20 protein-coding genes are annotated in these 22,693 nt (G+C 59.9%); 6 read left to right on the forward strand and 14 right to left on the reverse strand.

Features of this window, described 5'->3' with window-relative positions:
• Window positions 1–82 precede the first annotated feature (82 nt).
• From VGL01_RS10890 to VGL01_RS10915, 6 genes are read left to right on the forward strand one after another with little or no spacing between them, the layout of a single operon-like run.
• The gene (locus tag VGL01_RS10890) at window positions 83–1,627 is read left to right on the forward strand and encodes an efflux transporter outer membrane subunit (RefSeq protein WP_331569127.1); all 1,545 of its coding nucleotides are present in this window, start codon (window positions 83–85) and stop codon (window positions 1,625–1,627) included.
• Window positions 1,628–1,668: 41 nt separating this feature from the next.
• Window positions 1,669–2,940, forward strand: coding sequence for an efflux RND transporter periplasmic adaptor subunit (locus tag VGL01_RS10895; protein ID WP_331569129.1), 1,272 nt, complete (start codon window positions 1,669–1,671; stop codon window positions 2,938–2,940).
• 43 nt (window positions 2,941–2,983) lie between these two features.
• Window positions 2,984–3,679: an ABC transporter ATP-binding protein gene (locus tag VGL01_RS10900; protein WP_331569131.1), complete on the forward strand. Its 696-nt coding sequence runs from the start codon at window positions 2,984–2,986 to the stop codon at window positions 3,677–3,679.
• 17 nt (window positions 3,680–3,696) lie between these two features.
• The gene (locus VGL01_RS10905) at window positions 3,697–4,842 is read left to right on the forward strand and encodes an ABC transporter permease (RefSeq protein ID WP_331569133.1); all 1,146 of its coding nucleotides are present in this window, start codon (window positions 3,697–3,699) and stop codon (window positions 4,840–4,842) included.
• On the forward strand, window positions 4,839–6,020 hold the full coding sequence (locus tag VGL01_RS10910; protein ID WP_331569135.1) for an ABC transporter permease: 1,182 nt from the start codon (window positions 4,839–4,841) through the stop codon (window positions 6,018–6,020). Before VGL01_RS10905 ends, VGL01_RS10910 begins: the two co-directional genes overlap by 4 nt.
• 58 nt (window positions 6,021–6,078) lie before the next feature.
• A complete protein-coding gene (locus VGL01_RS10915) occupies window positions 6,079–7,020 on the forward strand; it encodes an SMP-30/gluconolactonase/LRE family protein (protein WP_331569137.1) in 942 nt (313 codons plus the stop codon).
• Between the two features lie 147 nt (window positions 7,021–7,167).
• Here the strand turns inward: VGL01_RS10915 and VGL01_RS10920 are convergent, their stop codons facing one another.
• The 14 genes from VGL01_RS10920 to VGL01_RS10985 form a co-directional block, all read right to left on the reverse strand.
• Window positions 7,168–7,425: a PAAR domain-containing protein gene (locus VGL01_RS10920; protein WP_331569139.1), complete on the reverse strand. Its 258-nt coding sequence runs from the start codon at window positions 7,423–7,425 to the stop codon at window positions 7,168–7,170.
• Window positions 7,426–7,468: 43 nt separating this feature from the next.
• The gene (locus tag VGL01_RS10925; protein ID WP_331569140.1) at window positions 7,469–8,557 is read right to left on the reverse strand and encodes a DUF6708 domain-containing protein; all 1,089 of its coding nucleotides are present in this window, start codon (window positions 8,555–8,557) and stop codon (window positions 7,469–7,471) included.
• 102 nt (window positions 8,558–8,659) lie between these two features.
• Window positions 8,660–9,751 carry a DUF6708 domain-containing protein gene (locus VGL01_RS10930; protein WP_331569142.1) on the reverse strand — a complete coding sequence of 364 codons (1,092 nt, stop codon included), beginning with the start codon at window positions 9,749–9,751 and terminating at the stop codon, window positions 8,660–8,662.
• A gap of 72 nt (window positions 9,752–9,823) precedes the next feature.
• On the reverse strand, window positions 9,824–10,375 hold the full coding sequence (locus tag VGL01_RS10935; protein WP_331569144.1) for a hypothetical protein: 552 nt from the start codon (window positions 10,373–10,375) through the stop codon (window positions 9,824–9,826).
• A 118-nt stretch (window positions 10,376–10,493) separates the two neighbouring features.
• Window positions 10,494–10,964, reverse strand: coding sequence for a hypothetical protein (locus VGL01_RS10940; protein WP_331569146.1), 471 nt, complete (start codon window positions 10,962–10,964; stop codon window positions 10,494–10,496).
• A gap of 17 nt (window positions 10,965–10,981) precedes the next feature.
• A complete protein-coding gene (locus VGL01_RS10945) occupies window positions 10,982–12,073 on the reverse strand; it encodes a DUF6708 domain-containing protein (RefSeq protein ID WP_331569148.1) in 1,092 nt (363 codons plus the stop codon).
• Between the two features lie 3 nt (window positions 12,074–12,076).
• Entirely contained in the window at window positions 12,077–14,647 is a 2,571-nt protein-coding gene (locus VGL01_RS10950; protein WP_331569150.1) for a T6SS effector BTH_I2691 family protein, read from the reverse strand.
• A complete protein-coding gene (locus tag VGL01_RS10955; protein ID WP_331569152.1) occupies window positions 14,644–15,414 on the reverse strand; it encodes a DUF4123 domain-containing protein in 771 nt (256 codons plus the stop codon). Before VGL01_RS10955 ends, VGL01_RS10950 begins: the two co-directional genes overlap by 4 nt.
• 10 nt (window positions 15,415–15,424) lie before the next feature.
• A complete protein-coding gene (locus tag VGL01_RS10960; protein ID WP_331569154.1) occupies window positions 15,425–17,932 on the reverse strand; it encodes a type VI secretion system Vgr family protein in 2,508 nt (835 codons plus the stop codon).
• Window positions 17,933–18,107: 175 nt separating this feature from the next.
• Window positions 18,108–19,745 carry an AMP-binding protein gene (locus VGL01_RS10965; protein WP_331569156.1) on the reverse strand — a complete coding sequence of 546 codons (1,638 nt, stop codon included), beginning with the start codon at window positions 19,743–19,745 and terminating at the stop codon, window positions 18,108–18,110.
• Between the two features lie 15 nt (window positions 19,746–19,760).
• Complete coding sequence (locus tag VGL01_RS10970) at window positions 19,761–20,156, reverse strand: RidA family protein (protein WP_331569158.1); 396 nt, start codon at window positions 20,154–20,156, stop codon at window positions 19,761–19,763.
• Window positions 20,153–20,608 carry a thioesterase family protein gene (locus VGL01_RS10975; protein ID WP_331569160.1) on the reverse strand — a complete coding sequence of 152 codons (456 nt, stop codon included), beginning with the start codon at window positions 20,606–20,608 and terminating at the stop codon, window positions 20,153–20,155. Before VGL01_RS10975 ends, VGL01_RS10970 begins: the two co-directional genes overlap by 4 nt.
• Window positions 20,605–21,789 carry an acyl-CoA dehydrogenase family protein gene (locus VGL01_RS10980; RefSeq protein ID WP_331569176.1) on the reverse strand — a complete coding sequence of 395 codons (1,185 nt, stop codon included), beginning with the start codon at window positions 21,787–21,789 and terminating at the stop codon, window positions 20,605–20,607. Before VGL01_RS10980 ends, VGL01_RS10975 begins: the two co-directional genes overlap by 4 nt.
• A 25-nt stretch (window positions 21,790–21,814) precedes the next feature.
• A complete protein-coding gene (locus VGL01_RS10985; RefSeq protein WP_331569162.1) occupies window positions 21,815–22,672 on the reverse strand; it encodes an enoyl-CoA hydratase family protein in 858 nt (285 codons plus the stop codon).
• Window positions 22,673–22,693 lie beyond the last annotated feature (21 nt).

Below are 22,693 nucleotides of genomic sequence, written 5' to 3' on the forward strand. Positions count from 1 at the left end.
AACCTCATACGCCCGTCACGGGATTTGGGCCCCTCCGGGAAATAACGGAGGAATCAAGCCGCGCAGCCCCTCGATTTCAAGCATGGATAACAAAGAGCGTCGCGAATCGCGACGGTATCCGATTGCGTGTCCATATCCGGTGAAGTCGTACCGGGTGGTTTTGGTATTGATTGCGACAACGCTGCTTGGCGCGTGTGCAGTCGGCCCCGACTTCAAAGCTCCACCGCCGCCTGTCGCGTCGTCCGTGACGGAAACGCCGCTGCCGCCGCAAACGCAGGCCACGCCCGTTGCGGGCGGCGAATCGCAGACATTCACCGCTGCCGCGGCACTCGATTCGCACTGGTGGCGTGCCTACGGCTCGCCAACGCTGGAGCGGCTCGTCGACGAGGCGCTGCGCGCGAGTCCGACCGTGGCGTCAGCGCAGGCTGCGCTGCGCGCTGCGCAGCAGCAAGTCGCCGCGCAGCGCGGCGGACTGTTTCCTTCGGCGAGCGGCAGTTTCACCGCTTCGCGGCAGAAGATCAACGGCGCCGCCCAAGGCTTTCCTGAAGCGGGCAGTTTCCTGTTCACGCTGTATAACGCGTCCGTCAGCCTCTCGTACAACTTCGACGTATTCGGCGGCGTGCGGCGCGGCATCGAAGCGCAGGAGGCGGCGCGCGACGCACAGCAGGAAGAACTGCAGGCGACTTATCAGACGCTCGCGGCAAACGTCGTGACGGCGGCGCTGCTCGAAGCGTCGCTGCGCGCGCAAATCGATGCGACGCAGAGCCTCATCGCGTCGGCCCAGCATCAGGCCGACTTGAGCCGCCAGCAGTTCGAGCTCGGCGGCGCATCGCGATCGGACGTGCTGTCGGCCGAATCGAATCTCGCGTCCATGCAAGCGCTGCTGCCGCCGCTCGAGCAGCAGCTTGCCGCGGCGCGCTCCCAGTTGGCTGTCTATCTGGGCCGTTCTCCCGCCGACTACACCGAGGCGAGCTTCGAACTCGCGTCGCTGCATTTACCGCGCGAGATTCCCGTCATGCTGCCGTCCGATATCGTGCGCCAGCGGCCCGATATCCGCCGCGCCGAAGCGCAATTGCATCAGGCGAGTGCGAACATCGGCGTCGCTACGGCCAACATGCTGCCGCAGTTCGGCCTCAGTGCGAGTACGGGCGATTCGGCTCAAAAGCTGGGCTCGCTTTTTTCGAGCGGCGTCTTTTCCCTGGCCGGCAATGTCACGCAGCCGCTTTTTCAAGGGGGCACACTCAATGCCAGGCGGCGCGCGGCGATCGCGCTTTACGATCAATCGCTTGCGCAATATCGACAGACGGTTCTGCTTGCATTCAAGAATGTGTCGGATTCACTGCGTGCGCTCGATACCGATGCGCAGACGCTCAACGCTCAATACCGCGCGCAGCAGGCGGCTGCGGACAGTCTGAGCCTGATCGAGCAACGCTTTGGCCTCGGTGGCGCCAATCACGTCGAGCTGCTCGTCGCTCAGCAGCAGTATGAGCGCTCGCGGATTGCTTACGTCCAAGCGCTGGCCTCGCGTTATCAGGACACTGCGGCCCTGTTTTTGTCGCTCGGCGGCGATTGGCGCGACCGGCAAGCCGGAGACGGTGCGCAGCGCGCGCCAGCGCTGCAGCAATGAACCCATGAGACCAGTCGTTCGACACCACTAGAAAACCCGATATGACGGACAAGACGGACAAATCCGAGCTCCTGCGCCAATTGCGCATCGATCGCGACAAACGAGGCGGTGACGAAGGCGGTCCACGCTGGCGACGGGTTGTCGTCGCGATCGTCGCCCTGCTGATCGTATTGGGAGCGGGCGCGTTGATCTGGTCCCGATCGGCCGTGCCGGAAGTCAAAGCCGCTGCCGCGCGTGCGGTTTCGACGGGCTCCGACGCGCCCGGGCCATCCGGCGCATCGATTCTGGATGCCTCGGGCTACGTCGTGGCGCGCCGGCAAGCAACCGTCTCCGCCAAGATCACGGGCAAGCTGTCCGAGCTCTTCATCGAAGAGGGGCAGCACATCAAGGAAAACGAGGTCGTCGCAAAGCTCGATGATACGAACGCTGCCGCAGCGCTCATGCAGGCGAAAGCCGGCGTGATACAGGCCGAGGCTACGGTTGCGCAGGCCAAGGCGGCCGCCGACGATATCGCGCCGATCTACCGTCGCGATCGCAAGCTCGCGGCCGCCGGCGTCATCAGCGCCGAAGTGCTCGATACGAGCAAGGCGAATTTCGACGCGAAGCAGACCGATCTGGCGGTGGCCCAAGGCAATCTCGCCGTGCGCCGGGCGGCCTTGCTGGTGGCGCAGCGCGAGGAGGAAGATACGATCGTGCACGCCCCATTTACCGGCGTCGTGACGACGAAGAATGCGCAGCCGGGCGAAATCGTCTCGCCGCTGTCTGCCGGAGGCGGCTTCACCCGCACGGGGATTTGCACACTTGTCGATATGGATTCTCTCGAGGTCGAGGTCGACGTGAGCGAGAATTTCATCAGCCGTGTGCATGCCGGCGAACCCGCGATCCTCAAGCTCAACGCGTATCCGGACTGGCAGATCCCGGCCTATGTCATCGCCGTCATTCCCACGGCCGATCGCAGCAAGGCGACGGTCAAGGTGCGCGTCGGCTTCAAGTCGCGCGATCCGCGCATCCTGCCCGAGATGGGCGCACGGGTCTCGTTCATGAGCAGCGAGAACAAGTCGGGGGCGACGCCGGCCGCGGGCGGCGTCGTGATTCCGGCCGAAGCGGTGGTGCCGGGCGCTCAGTCGGGCGCGGACACGGGCGCAGTATTTGTGATCCATGGCGATACGGTCGAGCGGCGCGTCGTGCGGCTCGGTGCGCGTTCCGCCGATGGACAGGTAGTGCTGTCGGGCCTTTCGGCGGGCGAGCGCGTCGCGCTTGGCGATTTTTCAAAGCTGAAGGATGGGGCACGCGTCAAGATCGCCGAGCGCTGAACGGCGCTCAACACGCAGCCGACACTTCAACGAGGAGCAACACATGAGTGCAATCGTTTCTCTGCGCGACGTCGTCAAGACCTATACGCGCGGCAAGCAGTCCGTGGAAGTGCTGCACCGCCTCAATCTTTCGGTGGCCGAGGGCGACTTTGTCGCGCTGATGGGCCCGTCGGGCTCAGGCAAGACGACGGTGCTCAATCTGATCGGTGGTATCGACCATCCGACGAGCGGCGAGATCGTCGTGGCCGGAGAGCACATCGACCGGCTCAAGGGCAGCCGTCTGGCCCGTTGGCGTGCAGATAACGTCGGCTTCGTGTTTCAGTTCTACAACCTGATGCCGATGCTGAGTGCCGAGCGCAACGTCGAGTTGCCGCTTTTGTTGACGTCGCTGAGCAAGGAAGAGCGGCGGCGCAACGTGCAAACCGCGCTATCGGTGGTGGGATTGGAGGACCGGACGAAGCACAAACCGTCCGAACTCTCCGGCGGGCAGGCGCAGCGCGTAGCGATTGCCCGCGCGCTCGTGTCCGATCCGAAGCTGCTCGTATGCGACGAGCCGACAGGCGACCTCGACCGCGCCACGGCCGATGAAATTTTGCATTTGCTCCAGGTGCTCAACCGCGAATACGGCAAGACCATCGTCATGGTGACGCACGACCAAAAAGCGGCCGATTTCGCCACGCATACGCTGCACCTCGACAAGGGCAGGCTCGTCGACGAGCGCGTCAGGACTGAAGCGTAAGCCCCGGAGGCTGAAATATGAAATTCATTCCCTTGATATGGGCGATGCTATGGCGCAAGAAAATGCGTACGTCGCTGACGCTCTTATCGATCGTCATTGCGTTCTTGCTGTTCGGCATGCTGCAAGGCATCAACGCGGCGTTTCAGGAAACCATTGAGCGGTCGAATGTCGATCGCCTCATCGTGACGAACCGGATTTCGCTGACCGAGAGCCTGCCGTACGCCTATCTGTCACAGCTCGAAACGATCCCCGGCGTCGCCAAGGTGTCGCACGAGTCGTGGTTCGGTCCGTACTATCAGGACCCGAAGAACTTTCTCGCCGCGTTCCCGGTCGAGCCCGATCGCGAGTTCGCTGCGCATCCGGAAGTCGTGGTTCCTAAGGACCAGATCGAAGCGTTGAAGCGCACGCGCACAGGCGCAATCATCGGAAAAGGGCTTGCCGCGAAGTACGGATGGAAGATCGGCCAGCGCATCCCACTGCATTCGACGATCTGGGTGAAGGCATCCGACGGAACGTCGGATTGGGATTTCGATATCGTCGGCATCTATGAGGAGCCTTCCAATCGCGCGCGTGAAGACGCCATGTTCTTCAATTACAAGTATTTCGACGAGGCGCGCAGTTTCGGCAAGGGTACGGTGGGCTGGTATGTCGTTCAATTGAGCGATCCGCGGCAATCGGCTCAGGTGGCCGCCGAGATCGACAAGCGTTTCGCCAATTCGCCCAACGAGACCAAGACCCAGACTGAGAAAGAGTTTCAGCAGTCCTTCATGAAACAGATCGCGGATATCAGCCTGATCGTCACCTACATTCTTTTTGCGGTGTTCTTTGCGTTGTTGTTTGCCGTCGGCAGCACGGCGATGCAGGCGGTGCGCGAGCAGGTGCCTGAGCTTGCCGTGCTGAAGACGCTTGGGTTCAGCGATACGCAGATGCTCATGCTGGTGCTCGTGCAGGCGTTGATGTTGTGCGTCGTTGCAGCCCTGGTTGGGCTTGGCGTTGCGAGTTTGCTGTTTCCGATGTTGCGCGACACGTTCGGTGTCGTGAAGATGCCGGCGAGCGTCATTGCCGAAGGTGTGTTGATGGCTGCCATCCTGGCTGCCGCCACGGGTATCGTGCCCGCGTGGCGTGCCAAGCGGCTAGTGATCGTGGAGGCCCTACGCTCATGATGATGAAGCAAATCGTTGCCGTTACCGCGATGAATCTGCGAAGTTTGCCCCAGCGTATGGGCACGGCGTGGGTCATCGTGATTGGGATTGCGGTCACCGTTGCGGTCATGGTGTCCGTGCTCGCCATGGCCGAGGGATTCACCAAGACGCTCAAGGGCACCGCCCGGACAGACCGCGCGATCGTATTGCGCTCGGGTTCGGAAGGCGAACTCGCCAGTACGATCTCGCGGGAGAACACGCAGACGATCATGGATGCGCCCGGCGTTCGCAAGGATGCGGCGGGGCGGCCCATCGCATCGGCCGAAGCTGTCGTCATCGTTGCGTTGCCGCAGAAGAAGGACGGCGTGGACGCCAACGTGACGCTGCGTGGAATCGGCGCAAATGCGTCGACGTTGCGGCCTGAAATGCATCTGATTGCCGGGCGCATGTTCAAGCCGGCTGTGCGCGAGATCGTCGTCGGGAAGTCGGCCCTGGCTCAGTTCAAAGGCCTCGAGCTAGGTAGCCGGATTGCGTTTCGCGATTCAGAGTGGACCGTGGTGGGCGTGTTCGAAACCGGTGGAGATGCGCATGAATCCGAGTTGCAGGGCGATGTCGAGACCGTGTTGTCCGCTTATCGGCGCAATCTTTTTCAATCGGTTTCGGTGATGCTCGAGTCGGCCGGTGCATTCGATCGCTTCAAAGCCGCGTTGACGACGGACCCGACGCTGAAGGTCAGCGTGGAGCGCGAGACGGACTACTATGCGGCTCAATCGAGCCGTCTCTCGAAGCTGCTGAATCTGCTGGCGTATTTCGTCGGCGGCATCATGGCGCTGGGCGCGTGCTTTGGCGCACTCAATACCATGTATACGGCTGTCTCCACGCGGACACGCGAGATTGCGACGCTGCGCGCCATTGGTTTCGGCGGGTTGCCGATCGTCATTTCGGTTCTGGTAGAGTCGTTGCTGCTCGCCTTGATCGGCAGTGCGATCGGCTCCGTTGCCGCATGGATTTTTTTCGACGGCAATACGGTCAATACGCTTGGCGCCAGTTTTACCCAGGTGGTGTTTCATCTGACCGTCACGGCATCGTTGCTCGTTTCGGGCGTTGTACTGGCCTGTACCGTGGGCATGCTTGGGGGGCTGCTGCCTGCCATTCGTGCGGCGCGCTTGCCGATTGCAACGGCGTTGCGTGCGAATTGAGTCGTAGCATTTCAACTATTTCTGAGCGAAGCGAATTCGAACGGAGGAGCGTTTTTCCATGTGGCAGCAGAGCGAGCGATACCCCGATCCCCGCGTTCAGATCATCGATCCGGAGTTCGAAGCGTTTTGTCTGCCGCTTGCGGCCGTCGAGCGCATTGCCACCGGGTTTCGCTGGTGCGAAGGCCCCGTGTGGTTCGGCGATGGGCGCTATCTGCTGTGGAGCGACATTCCCAACAACCGGATCATGAAGTGGGAGGAAGAGACCGGAGCGGTGAGTGTTTTCAGGAAGCCGTCGAATTTTGCTAACGGACATACGCGGGATCGCCAGGGGCGGCTTATCAGTTGCGAGCATGGCGGCAGGCGTGTCACGCGCACCGAATACGATGGCTCGCTGACGGTGATCCTCGATTCCTTCGGTGGCAAGCCGTTGAATTCGCCGAACGATGTTGTCGTGAAGTCCGACGGCTCCATTTGGTTCACCGATCCGATTTTCGGGATTCTTGGGTATTACGAGGGTTATCAGGCGGAGCCTGAGCTACCGCAGCATGTTTATCGTGTCGACGCGGCGACGGGGGAGGCGTCGGTCGTGGCTGCCGATGTGGCCGGGCCGAACGGGCTGTGCTTTTCGCCTGACGAGCGGTTGTTTTATCTCATCGAATCGCGGGGCACGCCGAACCGCAAGATCTGGGTGTATGACGTGGCCGACGATGGCAGGACGATCGAAAACGGCCGCGTGTTCCTGGATGCAGGGGAGGGCACCATCGACGGCATGCGCTGCGATATTCACGGCAATCTCTGGTGTGGTTGGGGCATGGGTAGCGAGGAGCTCGACGGCGTCATGGTGATTTCGCCGCGCGGCAAGCTGATCGGGCGTATTGCATTGCCGGAGCGATGCGCGAATCTGTGCTTCGGCGGGTTGCAGCGCAATCGCCTTTTTATGGCGTCGTGTCAGTCGGTGTATGCGTTGTATGTCAATACGCAGGGGGTGGCTGGGGGGTGAGGGCGGTTCGCCACCCGGCGCATGAGGCGAGAGGAATCAGCCTATATATGATTCTTCGAGGCTTCGTGTCGGCGACCGCAGTGATCGCGTTGGAATGCGAGCGCCTTCGGAAGTTCGCTCATACGTTTTTTTCTCCGTGCTCTCGCGCTACAGCGACGAAATCAAGCGCGCGCCGCATTCGGTCGGGTCGTTGTGAAACGCGACTGGTACGCCATGGTGTTGGCGCGTGCTGTTTTCGGGGACGATGGCAAAGTGGCCGCCACACTTGGGGCACCATGTCAGATGGCCCTTCAGCGCGACGGGCACGCCTAACGCCTTCAGATCATCGCTGGCGGTTGTTACGTGACCGCCGTGCGTCGTCTTGTCGTTCAAGCGGATTACCCCGCGTCCGTTTTCGTCTTTCATTCTCAACCTCGCGTTGGTATATATCGTTGTGTTCCGTTCGGCATCATGCGCGTTGCGTCACCCGGCCCCTGCCGGCAGCTGGATTGTCGAGCCAAGCCGCTGCGTTCAGGCTGCCATCTGATTCACCGCTCCAATCTTGGGCACGGCTTTTCGGGTCGTTCGGGTACTCGCCGCGCTGCTGAGCCAAGACGGTGTCGCCCCAGCCGACCGGTGTGCCGGGGCGGGGCTCGGCGTATGGATCGTCTGAAGCGATGACGGAAATTCGTTCGATCGAGTCGGGCCAGACGGGATCGCGGCACGTTGCGTTCGCGATTATTCGCATGACGGTGAAGACCAAAATCAGCGGCATCATCATCAGTCGAACGAGGACGGGTGCGCGCATTCCGAAGCTGTACATCGAAAAAAGGAACGACTCGCGCGATGTTTCTCGCTGCGTATGAAACAGCATCGGTTTAGGCAGACCGTTGGGGCCATCGTTCATATACGCGCACCAGTAGTTCCACTGCGCGAGCGCCATTTCGACTTGCAGCCTGCCGGTCCATTCACGGCCGATCGAGAACACACGGGTGACATTGCCATGATCGTCGATCGTATAGTGTCGAATGTGGAAGACGGTGCCGAAGGATGTGGTCTCGCGGTGGAGGCAGAAGATCGAGTCTTCTGTCCAAGGTGCCTCCCAGACCACGTCACCCTCGCCGGGTTTGGCGAAGAAGCGTCGCGCGCGGATCGCGTATAGCTTACGGGCTTCGCGATGAAAGCGGATAGGTCGGTGGCGCAAGCCGAACAAGAGGCCTCGTCCGAGTTTCCAGACAATGGAGGCAAAAACTAGGGATACGCATACTGCGAAAACGTCCCCCAATATGTTGCCCGCGTATGGATAGCGAATATTGGTGAGCCAATAGATGTACGGCCCGATTCCGATGAACACGAAAGCAAGCAATACACCTGTGATGAACCATTGCTTTTCGAGAAAAGATGGCTCTATCGCGTCCATGAAGAGTGAGTTGATGCTGAACGTCGCGCCGAAATCCTGAACGTCTGGACCGCCTGGCCGGCCGATCGGCAAGCGATGCGCCAAATCCCAGTCTGGCACCGGCTTGCCGATACTCTTCCTCATGACTCGTTCGTCCATGTATTCGCCTCATTTCCTCGAGCTAGCCTGTCTTCAGTTCCGCCTCGAGTGAGCCGCAAAGGCGGCCCCGTGCAACCCGAGAGCCATCGTCGTCAATGAGCGCTAGATACGCGCTGCGGAGTGCGCCGGGTTGGAGTGCGGATTCTCAAGCCATGCCAGCGCGTACTCGCGGCCATCAGCTTCGCCCGACCAGCCGTTAACCCTGGCTTTCGGATCGTTCGGGTACTCGCCGCGTTGTTGAGCCAAGACTGTGTCGCCCCAACCAACTGGCGTACCGGGGCGGGGTTCGGCATAGGGATCGCCGGAAGCGATGGCTGAAATTCGTTCGATCGCGTCGGGCCAGACCGGATCGCGGCAGGTCGCGTTGGCCAGTGTCCGCATGACCGTGAACACCAGGATCAGCGGCATCATGAGCAATCGGGCGGCGACGGGTGCGCGCATGCCGAAGCTGTACATCGAAAACAGGAACGACTCGCGCAACGTCTCGCGTTGCGTGTGAAACAGCATCGGCTTGGGCAGACCGTTTGGGCCGTCATTCATATAGACGCACCAGTAGTTCCACTGTGCGAGCGCCATTGCGACTTGCAGTCTGCCGGTCCATTCACGGCCGATTGAGAACACACGGGTGACGTTGCCGAGGTCGTCGACCGTATAGTGGCGAATGTGGAAGATCGTGCCGAAGGATGTGATCTCGCGGTGGAGACAGAAGATTGAATCTTGCGCCCAAGGTGCCTCCCACACCACGTCACCCTCACCGGGCTTGACGAAGAAGCGTCGCGCGCGGATCGCATATAGCTTACGGGCTTCACGATGAAAGCGAATCGGACGGTAGCACAAGCCGAAGAACAGACCTCGCCCCAGTCTCCAAGCCATTCCGCCAAACAACACTACGAAGCATAGAGCCATCACATCGGCCACAAACAGATAAAACGATGAGGAATCACCTTTGTGAGTGTAGCTGTACATATATGGGCCATTTAAGGCCGCCAGAAACGCAACGAACACACCTGTGATGAACCATTGCTTTTCTAGAAAGGACGGCTCGATTGCGTCCATAAAGACAGAATTGATGCAGAACGTCGAACCAAAATCTTGAATATCTGGGCCTGCTGGCCGATTGATCGATAAGCGATGGGCCATGTCCCACTCCGGCACCGGCTTGCCAATACATTTGGTCATGACTCGTTCGTCCATGTGTCAGCTTCCTACTCCGGAACAGGTGAGTTGAGTCTGCTGCGAACGAGTCATAGTGTTCCCCCCTTACAGTCAACCAAAAACATGCCTCAAGAATCTAACGAGCATAGGAAGCAGATAAAAGAACGCGATAAACAGGATGACGCCGGAGATGTACGGACTATAGATTCTTGCTTTTTTTAAGCTCATTTCCTTCCGAAAGACGCCATCGCAGAAGCCAGAATCGACAGTCTCGACGATCAATATTCGTTGCAAATCTTCCTTTTGATTCTTCTCTCTCTCGACGCCTTCCCGGATGTAGCGCTCCGCGAGTGCCTCAAATTGAGCCCTTGTCAGCAGATTGCTTTCAATCATCCATTCCAGCGCAGCCGCGGGGCCGCCGATGGCCGGCTGCTGACCGTCTTTCGCGAAATCCGGACGATCGCCTAGTTGGTTCTTTGCCTGCTCGTAAAGTGGTTGATCAATGAGAGCAAGCGTCCACAATGTATTGAGACAGACGAGATTATGGGGAATGCCTTCCGCACTGGCGGCGGTAGCGGACGGATCAGCCAAGTCATGAGCGGTCTCCTCTGTCAGAGGCAACTCATGCACGCTGCCCGTTTCCCCGTCAACTGTGTTTGTCATCGTGGCAGTCACCCTATTCAAGCCCCGGCGGGTTGCCGGACGTTCATCCTTGGACCGTAGTTCGGTGTCGCATCGACGCGCTGGGCCAAGAACCGCTGCGTGGACTCCTCCGTGCGGCTCAATTGTCGCTCTTTGGAGCAACCCCGCTAAACGTCTTGGGATGTTGCGCATTGGCGCAAGTCTTATTCCAGCCGGAAAATTCGAATGCGGTCGCATACCTCCCTCCATTGCTTTCATCAAGAATCCCGTAATCCAGCTCGGGCTTCTCCAATGCAAGCGGGCCATATTCGGCGAGTAGCGGATCATTCGAATCTGTCACGTAGATAAAGCGCGCCCGGACACCTTTACCTTCCGCATTTTTGTATGCGACATGTCCGCAAATGAAAGTTCGCTTCAAGTTCCGGACTGGGTCCGTTCCATGCAAGTCATGAGTCATTTCGTATTCATCGTCAAATCTAATATCTCGAGCGCTGGCTAGAGCGGATTTGACAGCCGTTTCTGCAGCGCCATATTTCGCCGATGCACTTGGTGGGTAGCTACCGAGCAAAGCGAGTCCTACATACAGGGATGTGACGATTTGCCTTTTCATCTTTCTGTTCGGTGTCATTAGCCTTGTACTGCCGAGTGCGCCATCTTGGAATGAGGATTCTCAAGCCAAGCCAGCGCGTACTCGCGGCCATCAGCCTCCCCTGACCAGCCGTTAACCCGTGCTTTGGGATCGTTTGGATACTCACCGCGCTGTTGAGCCAAGACGGTGTCGCCCCAGCCAACTGGAGTACCGGGGCGCGGCTCGGCGTACGGATCGTCGGACGCAACAGCCGAAATTCGTTTGATGGCGTCGGGCCAGACAGGAGCGCGGCAAGTCTTGTTGGCCAACGTCCGCATGACGGTGAAGACGAGGATAAGCGGCATCATAAACAGTCGAACGACGACGGGAGCTCGCATTCCGAAGCTGTACATCGAAAAAAGGAACGACTCGCGCAGCGTCTCGTGCTGCGTGTGAAACAGCATCGGTTTAGGCAAACCGTTCGGGCCGTCATTCATGTACAGGCGCCAGTAGTTCCATTGTGCAAGCGCCATTTCGACTTGTAGCCTACCAGTCCATTCTCGGCCGATGGAGAACACACGCGTGACATTGCCGTGATCGTCGACCGTATAGTGCCGAATGTGGAAGATCGTGCCGAAGGATGTCACCTCACGGTGGAGGCAGAAAATCGAGTCTTCCGTCCAAGGTGCCTCCCAGACCACGTCACCCTCGCCGGGTTTGGCGAAGAAGCGTCGCGCGCGGATCGCATATAGTTTGCGGGCTTCACGATGAAAGCGGATTGGGCGGTGGAGTAAGCCGAAGAACAGGCCGCGTCCGAGCTTCCAAACAATCGTGCCAAAAAGGACTACCGGAAGGATAGCGATACAATTGAATATGAACATCCAAAATGCAGGAGCCGGATCGGCGTGTGTAAGAAAATAAATATATGGGCCGATTCCTATACACAAGAAAGCCAGCACCGTACCCGTGACGAACCATTGCTTTTCAAGAAAGGATGGCTCTATCACATCCATGTAGGTCGATGTGACACTGAACGTCGAGCCAAAATCCTGAATGGTAGGACCGGCCGATCGGTTGATTGACAATCGATGCGCCAGATCCCACTCCGGGACTGGTTGGCCGATGCATTTTTTCATGACGCGTTCGTCCATACGCTAGCCTCCTGCCGCCGAGCTAAATGCCGTGAGTTCCGCCTCGAGAGAATCGTAGTGTTCCTCCTTGCTGAACTTGCACCTTGACACCCAGTCTTTAAGCGCCGACGCTTTGAAAATTGCAATTGCGACACCAACCAGAATGGAAAGTATCAAGGCAGGCCAGAACATAGGTAGACTGAAGAAGGCAGCGACGGCCACGTATGCACCGAGAACGCTGCTTAGAGCATAGAGCGCGGTTAAGCCATATTCTTTGTTGCGAAATGCTTCCGGTACGTTCTTGAAAAGGTCATATCCAGCCAAAACGATGCCAGCAATCGCACCTAATCCGCGACCGATTTTTGCACCTACCTCCGCCCACTCGCTAGCCCCAGCCCACTGCTTCATGATGAATGCCGACAACGGATGAGCCGGTGCCTTGGCGACGGTCTCCGATGCCGTCTCTATGACGGTGCCGACGATCGAAACGACAGCGCCAACCGCCTTGAGCCCGGTTTCCCCTTGATTGAACTGGTCACTGCCAGCCCAATCCTTAGCTGCGAACGTCAGTGTTGCCATCTGAAAAATCACCGTCACGACACCGAGATTGAACTCTCGGGACGAATTGAGCCACTTCTTTGCGGCGTCCACACCAGGTACTCTGATGGCCTTGATCGCATCGGCGTCCAACTTTCCGTCCTTGACCAGGGCATCCACATCCATCTCATAGGCAACGATATTCGGATCGCGCGGTGGCGCGGCTTTTATGACCTGCTTACCGACTTGAGTCGCCGATGCGCGCTGGTCGGTACGGTCGCCGTCCAGTTGGACGCCCGCTGCCCGGGCTTCCCGCAGGACCCAGTCTCGAATTGCAAGCTTGCTGACCTGCGATGGCTTGAGGCGAACGCCGGACTGCATCGCCAGACGAATGGTCACAAATCCGATCGCCGCGCCGCGTGCCGTACTTGTGAGTACGCCGACAATATGATTGGCGGTAGTCACGATAAGCCGGTCCCGCAAGCTGGCCGCGTTACCTAGACTCTCGATCTTCTTGAACGCTTCCTTGTATAAGTTCAGGAAGTTCTCGTACTGGATATCGGAACCGTGTACCTGCGCATCCGCTGCTTTTATCATCGCATCCTGATTGAACAGCAGGGCGCGCACGTAGACATTGCGGACATTCGCGGCCTGACCGTTTAGCCACTCATCGATCACCTTCTTGCATGGTTCCGTACCGGCGGCCGACCCAATTGCCTGTGCACATGACTCACTGTACGCATAGCCGCTACGAAGATCCTGCGGGTCGTGATTACCCGCCATCCATTCTGCGAGCAGCTTTGAATTGAGCCAATCGGCATGCGCTTGCACTAGCGGCTGCCATTTCGGCTTGAACGCTTCGAGCGCTTGCTGATACTCCTGCGGGAAGCGTTTCAGTGCTTCCTCGTCCAACACGCTGGTTCGCTTGCCATCCGGCCCGACCTTGGTCGACGCTTCTTCCCAAGCCTCATTGGCCGACGCCTCTACCGTCGCTGGAACGTTGGCCATCCGCGCATCTTCTTCCTTCGCGGCCTGTTCGAAGCTACCCGTCTTGAAGACCCCCTTGATCAGACGATAAAGCCCGGTCAAATCGGCCATGGGCGGGGCGTTGTAATTGCCGATTCGCGAATTGAGGTCGTTGACTTGTTGGGCCGTCTGAGACATTCGGTACGACAGTCCAGTCGATGCCTTGGCGTTGGCGCGAATACCGGCTTCGGCCCGCTCCAAAAGTTGAGCTGAGACGTACTTCCAGTAGATCTGCTCGTCGAAACCGTTATTCAGATTTGGGACTGTCAATTCCGCGAGATCGTTCGCGATACCGACGGGATCGTTGACCGCGACGATGAAGCCCTTCTTGAGCGGTGACTTCGCCATCGCGTCGCTGATGCGTTTTGCGACGTTGCGTTGGCGCAGGCGGATTTCGTCCTTGGGCGCGCGATTGCTAAAGCCGAACGCGTCCTTCATCGCGTGATCGTCCATCGCGAAATGCGCCACCTTGCTTTGACTGGCTTGAAATTCCCCTGTATCGATGGCGCCACCCGCGAGCATCGCCGGGACGTTGATGCACTGCATATGCTGCTTGCGCCAAGCCTCATCAACGACCTTGTTGTGAACGAGATCCTTGGTCCATCGGACATTCGACCAACCAATCCAAAGGTTCGTCGCTTCATCGCTGCCAGGCGTGTGCTGGACACTGATACATCGCCCAAGCGATTCGAAGTCCGTTTCGCCGTTGTAGACACAGCTTTGGGTGAGCGCGTCCTTCGCGCCCGGCGGCGGCGTCGTATCCGGCGGGAAATACCACAACGAGCCATCGTCGAGAACCATATACGCGCTGAGCCGCTTACGCTTTTCATCGTAGGTGTACAGATAGCCCTCTCGCAGTGCACGCAAGGTGTACTTGGCGGTACCAACTGACGGCGGAGCGCGACCATCGATCTTGAAGTTGCCGGACAGGGCCGGCGCTTTCGCCGCACCGCGCGGGCACGCGAGGGCATATCGAACCGGATAGATCAGCAGCGACTGCCGATCGCACAACGGGCATCCTTTAGTTGTCATGATTTTGATCCCTGAATTTCGGCATCGAGCGCAAAGTCATTGCGTACACGCTCCGACATGAACCCCACAAGCACATCCACGTCTTCCGCGTCGCTGTTCAGCGCCACATCGGAAAACAACTGATCGAGGGCCGCCGGCAACCGAGCAGTTTGCTCGACGGACATGACGGGTAGACGACGCATCACACGATCCGCGGTTTCGCTACGATTGATGCGCGTCCATTGCTCCGCGCGTGGCCAGCCCGACGATCGATCGGCGTCCTTGGACCCGTCGGCAGTACCAGTAACGCTCCAGCGGTGTCCTGCCCATGCGAACTGCCATACCTTGACCGGGCCGAGCAACGCCTCGCGCTGCTCCGGATCGAGGATCGCCAACGTCAATGCCAATACACGCGGATCGTAATACCGCCAGAACACCGACTTGCCGCCAGCTCCCGGGCCTACCAAATACTGTGCGATATGTTCGCTAACGGCATCGACCCCGGCATCGCAATCTAACCATGCGCACACCACTGGCGGACGTTCGACATGCGTTTCCGCCATCCAGGACTCAGTCGCCAGCACACGTGCTTCATCGTCCAACGCGGCAACGTCGATCAATTGCGGCATCAGCTCTTCCCGATGGGCAAGTGTGCGGTGTACACACGGGCGCATGTCCAGTGCGGCCAGTTCAGGCACATGGACGAGCATAGTCGGTTCGACGAGCAAAAAGCCGTGCATCAATGGCCCCGAAGACGCTGGGGCGGCCTGCATCTGGGAGATCGTCATGACGGCTTCCTCAGGTCAGCGCGACCGATGCCTGACCGGCCTGCGACGCAGCGCCAGCGACCTGCTCGCACAAATCGTTGCCGGGGAACTGCGCAGGCACGCTCTCCGGTCCGACCGTATCGTGACTGCCCGCATGAACCTTGTTCTCGCCGGGCGTATAACCGACGATGCCTTTCGCGCTGACCTCGAACTGACTGTTGCCCGCCGTCAACCGGATACCCTGCTTCGCAGTGATATTTATCCAGTCCGTTGTACTGATGATCGCAACGACCTTTTTCGCGAGCAGTTCGAGGTCGTCGTTTTGCGCATGCACTTGAACCTTACCGCTCGCCGCGACGAGCTTCATACCCATGCGGTGCACGAACAACGAGAACTTTTCCGAGACGCTCGTAAAAAGCGATTTGCCCGCCGCGATCGAGACGTTCTGGCCTGCAGTGACAGCCACATGCTGGCCGCCCGCCATATGAACGGTTGCAGGTGTAGTCATCTCGAGGCCGGCCGCGCCCGCCAGCAACAAGTGCGGTTCGTTCAGCTCCGGGAACGATCCATCGCCGCTAGCGCCACCGCCTGAGCCCTTGATGCCGTCGGCCTGCGATTTCAGTTCATCGGCGACCAGGCTCTGATCGGCGCCGCTGTCCTGCGCATCATGCTTCTGAGCGAGCTTGCCAAGTTGATCGTGCAGTGTTTGCGCCTTGGACAGACGCGACACGGGTTCACTCACATCCGCGATATGCGCTTGACCCTTCGGCCGGCCCTCGGTGCTGACAACCATCCCCTGAGCCGTGCGGACCGCCCCGACTCCGTCGGTGCGCAACTCGAAGCCCTCGCCACGCGCATCCTGCCGTCCCTGCCAGTCCTCGATACGTGTGACGCTGCCCAGCGACAATTGGCTGGCCTTATGGTCGCTGCGCAATTGCGTCTGAATGGCGCCCGCCGTATCGTCGAAAATCAAATGATTGCTGTTGCCCGCCGCCCGGTTGCCGGCATCGCCCACCAACTCGCGGCTGCGAATGCCCGTCAATGCGCGCTGATGCGGCAACTGCCACGCCGGCTGATTCGTCGTATTGCCGACCCGCCCCGTGACGATCGGATGGTCCGGATTACCGTCGAGCCATTGAACGACCACTTCCGCGCCAATTCGCGGCAGCGCTGTCATGCCCTGGCTTCCGCCGGCCCAGCCGCTCGACACGCGCACCCAGGTCGTGTACTTGCCTTCTCTGTCCCAATGGAACTGCACGAGACACCGCCCGTGCTCGTCCGTGAAGATACTGTCGCCTTTCGAGTCGACGACGGGTTGCGGCGCGACGACGGTGGCGGTCTGCGGCGCCAGTATGCGTGTATCGACGCTGTTGTAACCGGGCGCTGGCCGCCACCGCAGGTCCCGACGGACACACGTAAAGGCGTTCTCGTACGCAGCCGGCGCGTCAACGCCCTGAAGGTAGTTGTTCGTCGCAACGTGACGCGCGGAAACGATCAGGTATTCGTCGTCGCGGCTCGTGCGGCCGATCATGCCGCCGAAGTGATCGGTCAACCGGAACCAGCGGCCAGGCATCACGGAGCGGCAATTGCCGCGCGCTTCATAGTGCCGCGCGTTCGCCTCGATTGCGTTGACGCGTCGCTGCGCCAACCGCTGGCCATCGTCGGCGTTGCGATAGCCGTACGCACCGGCGTACTCGTACCATTCCAGCTTCGGAATGCGGCCGTCCCATCCGTCGACCTGCGCATCGGCCAGGCCGCCGGTATTTGCCGTGCGCCCAGGATCCTTGAAGTCGGCCCGCGATAGCGCCATGTGCGTCGACGTGACCGTCTGAACGGGGGACCACGATGCAATACCATCCGCTTCCTGCGACCCGGCCTCGCTCTGATAGCGAATCTCCGGTGTGCTGCCGTCGATCGGCTGGTCGTCGCGAAGCGGATCGGACAGGATCAGCTTATGACCTTTGGCCGTATGTTCGTACCAGTAGGTGAGGCCCAGGTGCTCCCAGCGACGATGGACGTAATTGTGGTCGTGCTCGTCGAACTGGCACGCCATCTTCATCCTCGGGTCGTCCTCGCGGACTCTCCACTCCCAGACGGGGAGGTAGCCGTAATTTTGAAAGATGGCGTCGGTTTGACCGGCTATCGTCAAGTCCTTGAACAACCGGTTATTCTTGCGCAGCGTCAGATAGCGTAACCAGGGGCCGATCTCGGCTTCGTAAAACGCAATCCCGCCATCCGCCTTCGTCAAGCGAAACGAAAATATATAGCCGGTGAAATACCGAAAGTTGCCATCGTTGCGCAGCAATCGCGCGGACACCAACTTTCCAACGAAATCTTTCGGGTCGAGCTTCGCATTGTCGGACAGAATTTCGACAATGAATCGGAAATCGCGCGACAGGAATTCTTCCCCTTCGAGACGATTCGCCAGCAGAATTTCCCCGGGAGCGTCGCCGTCTGGAAACGACAGCGTCAAAAACCGATTATTCTGACCTCCCGCAGCGAGCTTTCGGAGGTCTTGAACGGACAGGTCGGTATTCATTTGTATGCTTGACGGATCGCCGATATCGACGGTCGCGCGATTCTACACACAAATTTGTTCCCACAAAATAGAATGAGCCGTCAATTACTCGATAAGAATATTTTTCCGAATCTCAACTTGTGCAATTGGTAATATTTGCTTATGAATTCCCTGTGATCTCGGCTGCCGACAGAACCTACATTGTCCGCAGCGCGAAACGCTTCAATTTGCCTGTCTCTGTGCGCGGCAATGCCTCGATGAATCGAATCACGCGCGGATACTTGTACGGCGCCACATGGCTTTTCACAAAGGCTTGTAACTGGGCAACCAGCGTATCGTCCGCCACATAACCCGGATTGACGACGACGAACGCCTTGACGATTTGCCCGCGTTCGTCGTCGGGCACGCCGATCACACCGCACTCCGCGACAGCTTCGTGCTCGAGCAGCACGCTTTCGACCTCAGGCCCCGAGATGTTATAGCCAGCCGATACGATGATGTCGTCGGCACGCGCCTGGTAAAACACGTAGCCGTCCTCGTCCATATAGACCGCATCGCCGGGCAGGTTCCAGCCTTCGCGCACAAACGTTTTCTGCCTTTCGTCCGCAAGATAGCGGCAGCCCGTCGGCCCGCGCACGGCGAGTTTGCCGACCGTACCCGGTGGCAGCCGCCGCATGGCATCGTCGACGACGGCGATTTCGTAGCCCGGCACCGCCTTGCCGATAGCGTGCGGGCGAATATCTTCGGCTGCGCATGAAATAAAAATATGGATCATCTCGGTGCCGCCGAGACCGTCGATCATTTCGATACCCGTGGCCTCGCGCCAGAGCGCGCGCGTGGCGTCGGGCAGCGCTTCGCCGGCCGATACGGTCTTTGCGAGGCTCGAGAGATCGAAGCGCGCGACGTGCGGGGCCATTTGCCGATAAAACGTCGGTGCCGTGAACACGATCGTCGCGCGAAAACGCTCGATCGTTTGCAGCAGTGACTCCGGGGTGAGCTTTTCGATGAGCACCGTCGATGCGCCGACACGCAAGGGAAAGCAGAGCAGACCGCCCAACCCGAATGTGAATGCGAGCGGAGGTGTGCCGCAAAACACGTCGTCGGCGTTCGGCCGCAGAACGTGGCGCGGGAAAAGGTCGCACATCGCCAGCACATCGCGATGAAAATGCATGCAGCCTTTCGGTGCGCCCGTCGTGCCGCTGGTAAAAGCGATCAGGCAGACATCGTCGGCCGCCGTATCGCAAGCATCGAAATGTGCAGGCTTCCCAGCGGCGCGCGTGTCGAGCGAATCGTCCGCATCGCTATGAAAGAACGCCACCTGTGCGAGATCCGGGGCGAAGTATTCATCGCCGGGCTCGCGGCACCGGTTCAATTCATCGGCAAGCCGCGCATCGCACAGCGCAGCGCCGATGCGCGCCTTATCGATGATTTGCTTCAGTTCTTTGGCACGCAAAAGCGGCATCGTCGGCACGACGACAAGCCCGGCTTTGAGACTGGCCAGCAACGCTGCAGCCATTTGCAGCGTATTGGGTCCGCGCAGCAGCACACGATTGCCGGGTCGGAGTGCCAAGTCCTCTACGAGCACGTGCGCCCAGCGATCGACCATGGCACGAAGCTCGTTGTAGGTCGTCGCGTTCGGCTCACCGTCGACGTTCGACCAGATCGCAACCCGCTCGCCGTGCCCCGCGTCGATTGCCTCATCGAGCAACGCCGCGGCGCAATTGAAGCGGGCAGGGTAGGCAAGGCCGGGATCGTCGAGCCGCAATACGGGCCATTGCTCGAGCGGGGGCAAATTGTCCCGGGCGAAAGTATCGACGTGGGCAGACGGTTCCATGACATCCCTCCGGGATCAGTCGGGAATGACGGCGGTGGCTTCGATTTCGACTTTGGCTTCATCTTCGATCAGTGCGGCCACCTGCATGGCGCTCATGGCGATGTCGTAGTCGCCGATCACCTCGCGAAACGCCTGTCCCACTTCCCGCAATGAAGCCAGGTATTCGCGCTTGTCGGTGACGTACCATGTCATGCGCACGAGATGCTCGGGCCGGCCGCCTGCGGCCTCCAGTGCAGCGGCGACATTGAGCAGCGCCTGACGCGCCTGCGCCGCAAACTCTGTCGAATGAAATTGTTCGTCGGCGTCCCAGCCGATTTGCCCGGCGATATAAACGGACGTACCGCGTGCGGCAACCGCGTTGGCGTACCCGCGCGGCTTCGTCCAGCCGGATGGCAGAAAAGTGCGTTTCATAGAGACTGGGCCTCGAAGCTCAAAGGTGACGATGCAGCGCGTTCGAGCGCGATGCGGATATCGTCAGGAATATCGATCGATTGATGTGAAGCCAGCGATGTCGTCACGAGCACTTGCTTTGATCGGAAGCAGACACCGTCATGACGAAGCGCTTCGATGCCGATGGAGATCGAGCGTCGTCCGAGCGCATCGAGTGACAATCGCATCGATAGCGATTCGCCCATTCGGCTCGGGCGGACGAATTCGCATTCGAGTTTGACAATCGGCAGGCCGATGCGGCGCGTTCCGATCATCGCTGCATAGTCGATCCCGAGCCCCTCGTTGAACCAATCTTCGACAAGGGCGTTCGTGAGCGTCAGATATTGCGGAAAAAAAACGATGCCGGCCGGGTCGCAATGCGAGAAGCGAACCCGCACCGACCGCTCGAAGAGGATGGCGCCCGGAATGCTCATCGCACAGCCCCTTCGCGCGCAGCATATTGCGCCAGAAGGTCGCGCCCAACGATCAATTGCTGAACTTCTGTCGCGCCTTCGTAAATGCGCAACGCACGGATCTCGCGATAAAGCGTCTCGACGGTCGTTCCGCTTTGCACGCCCTGAGCCCCCCAGATCTGCACGGCCGCATCGATGACTTGCTGCGCGCCTTCCGTGGCGTGCCACTTCGCCATGGCCGCTTCGCGCGTCACGCGCTTGCCTTGATCGCGCATCCAGGCGGCCCGATAGACGAGCAGTGCGGCACTATCGATCGTCAACGCCATTTGCGCGAGCTTTGCCTGCGTCAACGGCAAGTCGGAAAGCGTTTGCCCGAAAAGATGCCGCGTGCTTGCGCGGTGCAGCGCCTCGGCCAGCGCGCGGCGGGCAAAACCGAGCGCTGCTGCCGCGACCGAAGTGCGGAAGATGTCGAGCGTACGCATGGCAAGCTTGAACCCTTCGCCGGGCGCGCCGAGCATGCAGCGCTTGGACAAACGTGCGCCCGCGAATTCCAGCCGGGCGAGCGGATGCGGTGCAATGACTTCGAGGCGCTCCGCGATCGTGAGTCCGGGCGTATCGGCGTCGACGATGAATGCACTGATGCCGCGTGCACCGGGTGCCTCGCCCGTGCGTGCGAAGACGATATAGAAGTCGGCAATGCCGCCGTTCGAAATCCATGTCTTCTCGCCATCGAGAACATAGGCATCGCCGTCGTCGTGCGCTGTCAGCGTGAGTGCGGCCACATCCGAGCCGGACTCGGGCTCCGTCAAGGCGAACGCGGCAATCGCCGTGCCGTTGGCAACGGCGGGCAGATACCGCTGCTTTTGCGCTTGCGTACCGGCGAGCGTGATTGCGCCCGAACCCAGCCCCTGCATGGCCAACGCGAAGTCGGCGAGACCCGCGTGTTTCGCCAGGGTCTCGCGTAACAGACAGACCGCACGGGTATCGATCTCGTCGCCATCGCCGCCGTACGTTCGTCCGCCGATGCCGTAGCGCAGCCACCCGGCTTCGCCGAGCATACGCACGAGTTGGCGACATCCTTCATCCGCGCCATCGCGTTCGTGCAACAGCGAGCTCACTGCAGGCAAGTGCTCGTTGCACCACGCATCGATATCCGTCGCGAGGGTGCGGTGCCGCGCTTCAAAAAACGGCCAATCCAGCATGCTCGAAGGGGCATCGATCGCCACGTCAATCTCCTTTGAATTCGGGACGTGCCTTCGCCGCAAATGCGCGGTAAGCCCGCTCGAAGTCCTGGGTGGCCATGCAGACTGCCTGCGCCTGGGCCTCCGCCTCGAGGGCGTCGTCGACGCTCATGCTCCATTCCTGATGCAGCATCCGCTTCGTCATGCCGTGCGCGAAGGTCGGGCCACTCGCGAGTGTGCGCGCCAATTCGGTTGCCTGTGCAACCAAATCGCCGGGCTCGCAGAGGCGGTTATAAAAACCCCAGGCGTAGGCTTCTTCACCGCTCGCCGCCCGCCCCGTAAAAAGAAGCTCCGATGCACGTCCCTGGCCGATGATGCGCGGCAGAATGGCGCAGGCGCCCATATCGCAGCCCGCGAGACCGACGCGCGTGAACAGAAACGCCAGCTTGCTGCGCGCGGTGGCGTAGCGTAGATCGGCCGCCATGGCGAGAATCGCTCCCGCTCCGGCGCATACGCCGTCCACGGCGGCCACGATCGGCTGCGGACAATGGCGCATGGCTTTCACGACATCCCCCGTCATTCGCGTGAACATCAGCAGCTCCGGCATCGGCAAGCCGATCAGCGGACCGATGATTTCGTGCACGTCGCCGCCCGAGCAGAAGTTCTCTCCGGCGCCATAGATGACGATTGTTTTGACATCTGTTGCGTAGGCAAGCTGGCGGAACAGATCGCGCAGTTCGGCATAGGAATCGAAGGTCAGTGGATTCTTGCGCTCGGGACGGTTCAGCACGATCGTGCCCACGCCGTCGCTGACGGACCAGCCGAAGTGGTGGGCTGCATAGCCGGCGAGGGCGACGGCGTTGCCTGCGCGAAGGCGTGCGGCGGATGAGGGTGAATGAGTCATGGGCGGGTTCGAATCGTTCGT

It is taken from the genome of Trinickia sp. (assembly GCF_036503415.1).
Lineage (GTDB): Bacteria > Pseudomonadota > Gammaproteobacteria > Burkholderiales > Burkholderiaceae > Trinickia.

Bases quoted from the DNA above. Each gene is read 5' to 3' on its own strand.
- VGL01_RS10890 (WP_331569127.1), top strand. From the start codon at position 83: ATGGATAACAAAGAGCGTCGCGAATCGCGACGGTATCCGATTGCGTGT.
- VGL01_RS10895 (WP_331569129.1), top strand. From the start codon at position 1,669: ATGACGGACAAGACGGACAAATCCGAGCTCCTGCGCCAATTGCGCATC.
- VGL01_RS10900 (WP_331569131.1), top strand. From the start codon at position 2,984: ATGAGTGCAATCGTTTCTCTGCGCGACGTCGTCAAGACCTATACGCGC.
- VGL01_RS10905 (WP_331569133.1), top strand. From the start codon at position 3,697: ATGAAATTCATTCCCTTGATATGGGCGATGCTATGGCGCAAGAAAATG.
- VGL01_RS10910 (WP_331569135.1), top strand. From the start codon at position 4,839: ATGATGATGAAGCAAATCGTTGCCGTTACCGCGATGAATCTGCGAAGT.
- VGL01_RS10915 (WP_331569137.1), top strand. From the start codon at position 6,079: ATGTGGCAGCAGAGCGAGCGATACCCCGATCCCCGCGTTCAGATCATC.
- VGL01_RS10920 (WP_331569139.1), bottom strand. From the start codon at position 7,425: ATGAAAGACGAAAACGGACGCGGGGTAATCCGCTTGAACGACAAGACG.
- VGL01_RS10925 (WP_331569140.1), bottom strand. From the start codon at position 8,557: ATGGACGAACGAGTCATGAGGAAGAGTATCGGCAAGCCGGTGCCAGAC.
- VGL01_RS10930 (WP_331569142.1), bottom strand. From the start codon at position 9,751: ATGGACGAACGAGTCATGACCAAATGTATTGGCAAGCCGGTGCCGGAG.
- VGL01_RS10935 (WP_331569144.1), bottom strand. From the start codon at position 10,375: ATGACAAACACAGTTGACGGGGAAACGGGCAGCGTGCATGAGTTGCCT.
- VGL01_RS10940 (WP_331569146.1), bottom strand. From the start codon at position 10,964: ATGAAAAGGCAAATCGTCACATCCCTGTATGTAGGACTCGCTTTGCTC.
- VGL01_RS10945 (WP_331569148.1), bottom strand. From the start codon at position 12,073: ATGGACGAACGCGTCATGAAAAAATGCATCGGCCAACCAGTCCCGGAG.
- VGL01_RS10950 (WP_331569150.1), bottom strand. From the start codon at position 14,647: ATGACAACTAAAGGATGCCCGTTGTGCGATCGGCAGTCGCTGCTGATC.
- VGL01_RS10955 (WP_331569152.1), bottom strand. From the start codon at position 15,414: ATGACGATCTCCCAGATGCAGGCCGCCCCAGCGTCTTCGGGGCCATTG.
- VGL01_RS10960 (WP_331569154.1), bottom strand. From the start codon at position 17,932: ATGAATACCGACCTGTCCGTTCAAGACCTCCGAAAGCTCGCTGCGGGA.
- VGL01_RS10965 (WP_331569156.1), bottom strand. From the start codon at position 19,745: ATGGAACCGTCTGCCCACGTCGATACTTTCGCCCGGGACAATTTGCCC.
- VGL01_RS10970 (WP_331569158.1), bottom strand. From the start codon at position 20,156: ATGAAACGCACTTTTCTGCCATCCGGCTGGACGAAGCCGCGCGGGTAC.
- VGL01_RS10975 (WP_331569160.1), bottom strand. From the start codon at position 20,608: ATGAGCATTCCGGGCGCCATCCTCTTCGAGCGGTCGGTGCGGGTTCGC.
- VGL01_RS10980 (WP_331569176.1), bottom strand. From the start codon at position 21,789: ATGCTGGATTGGCCGTTTTTTGAAGCGCGGCACCGCACCCTCGCGACG.
- VGL01_RS10985 (WP_331569162.1), bottom strand. From the start codon at position 22,672: ATGACTCATTCACCCTCATCCGCCGCACGCCTTCGCGCAGGCAACGCC.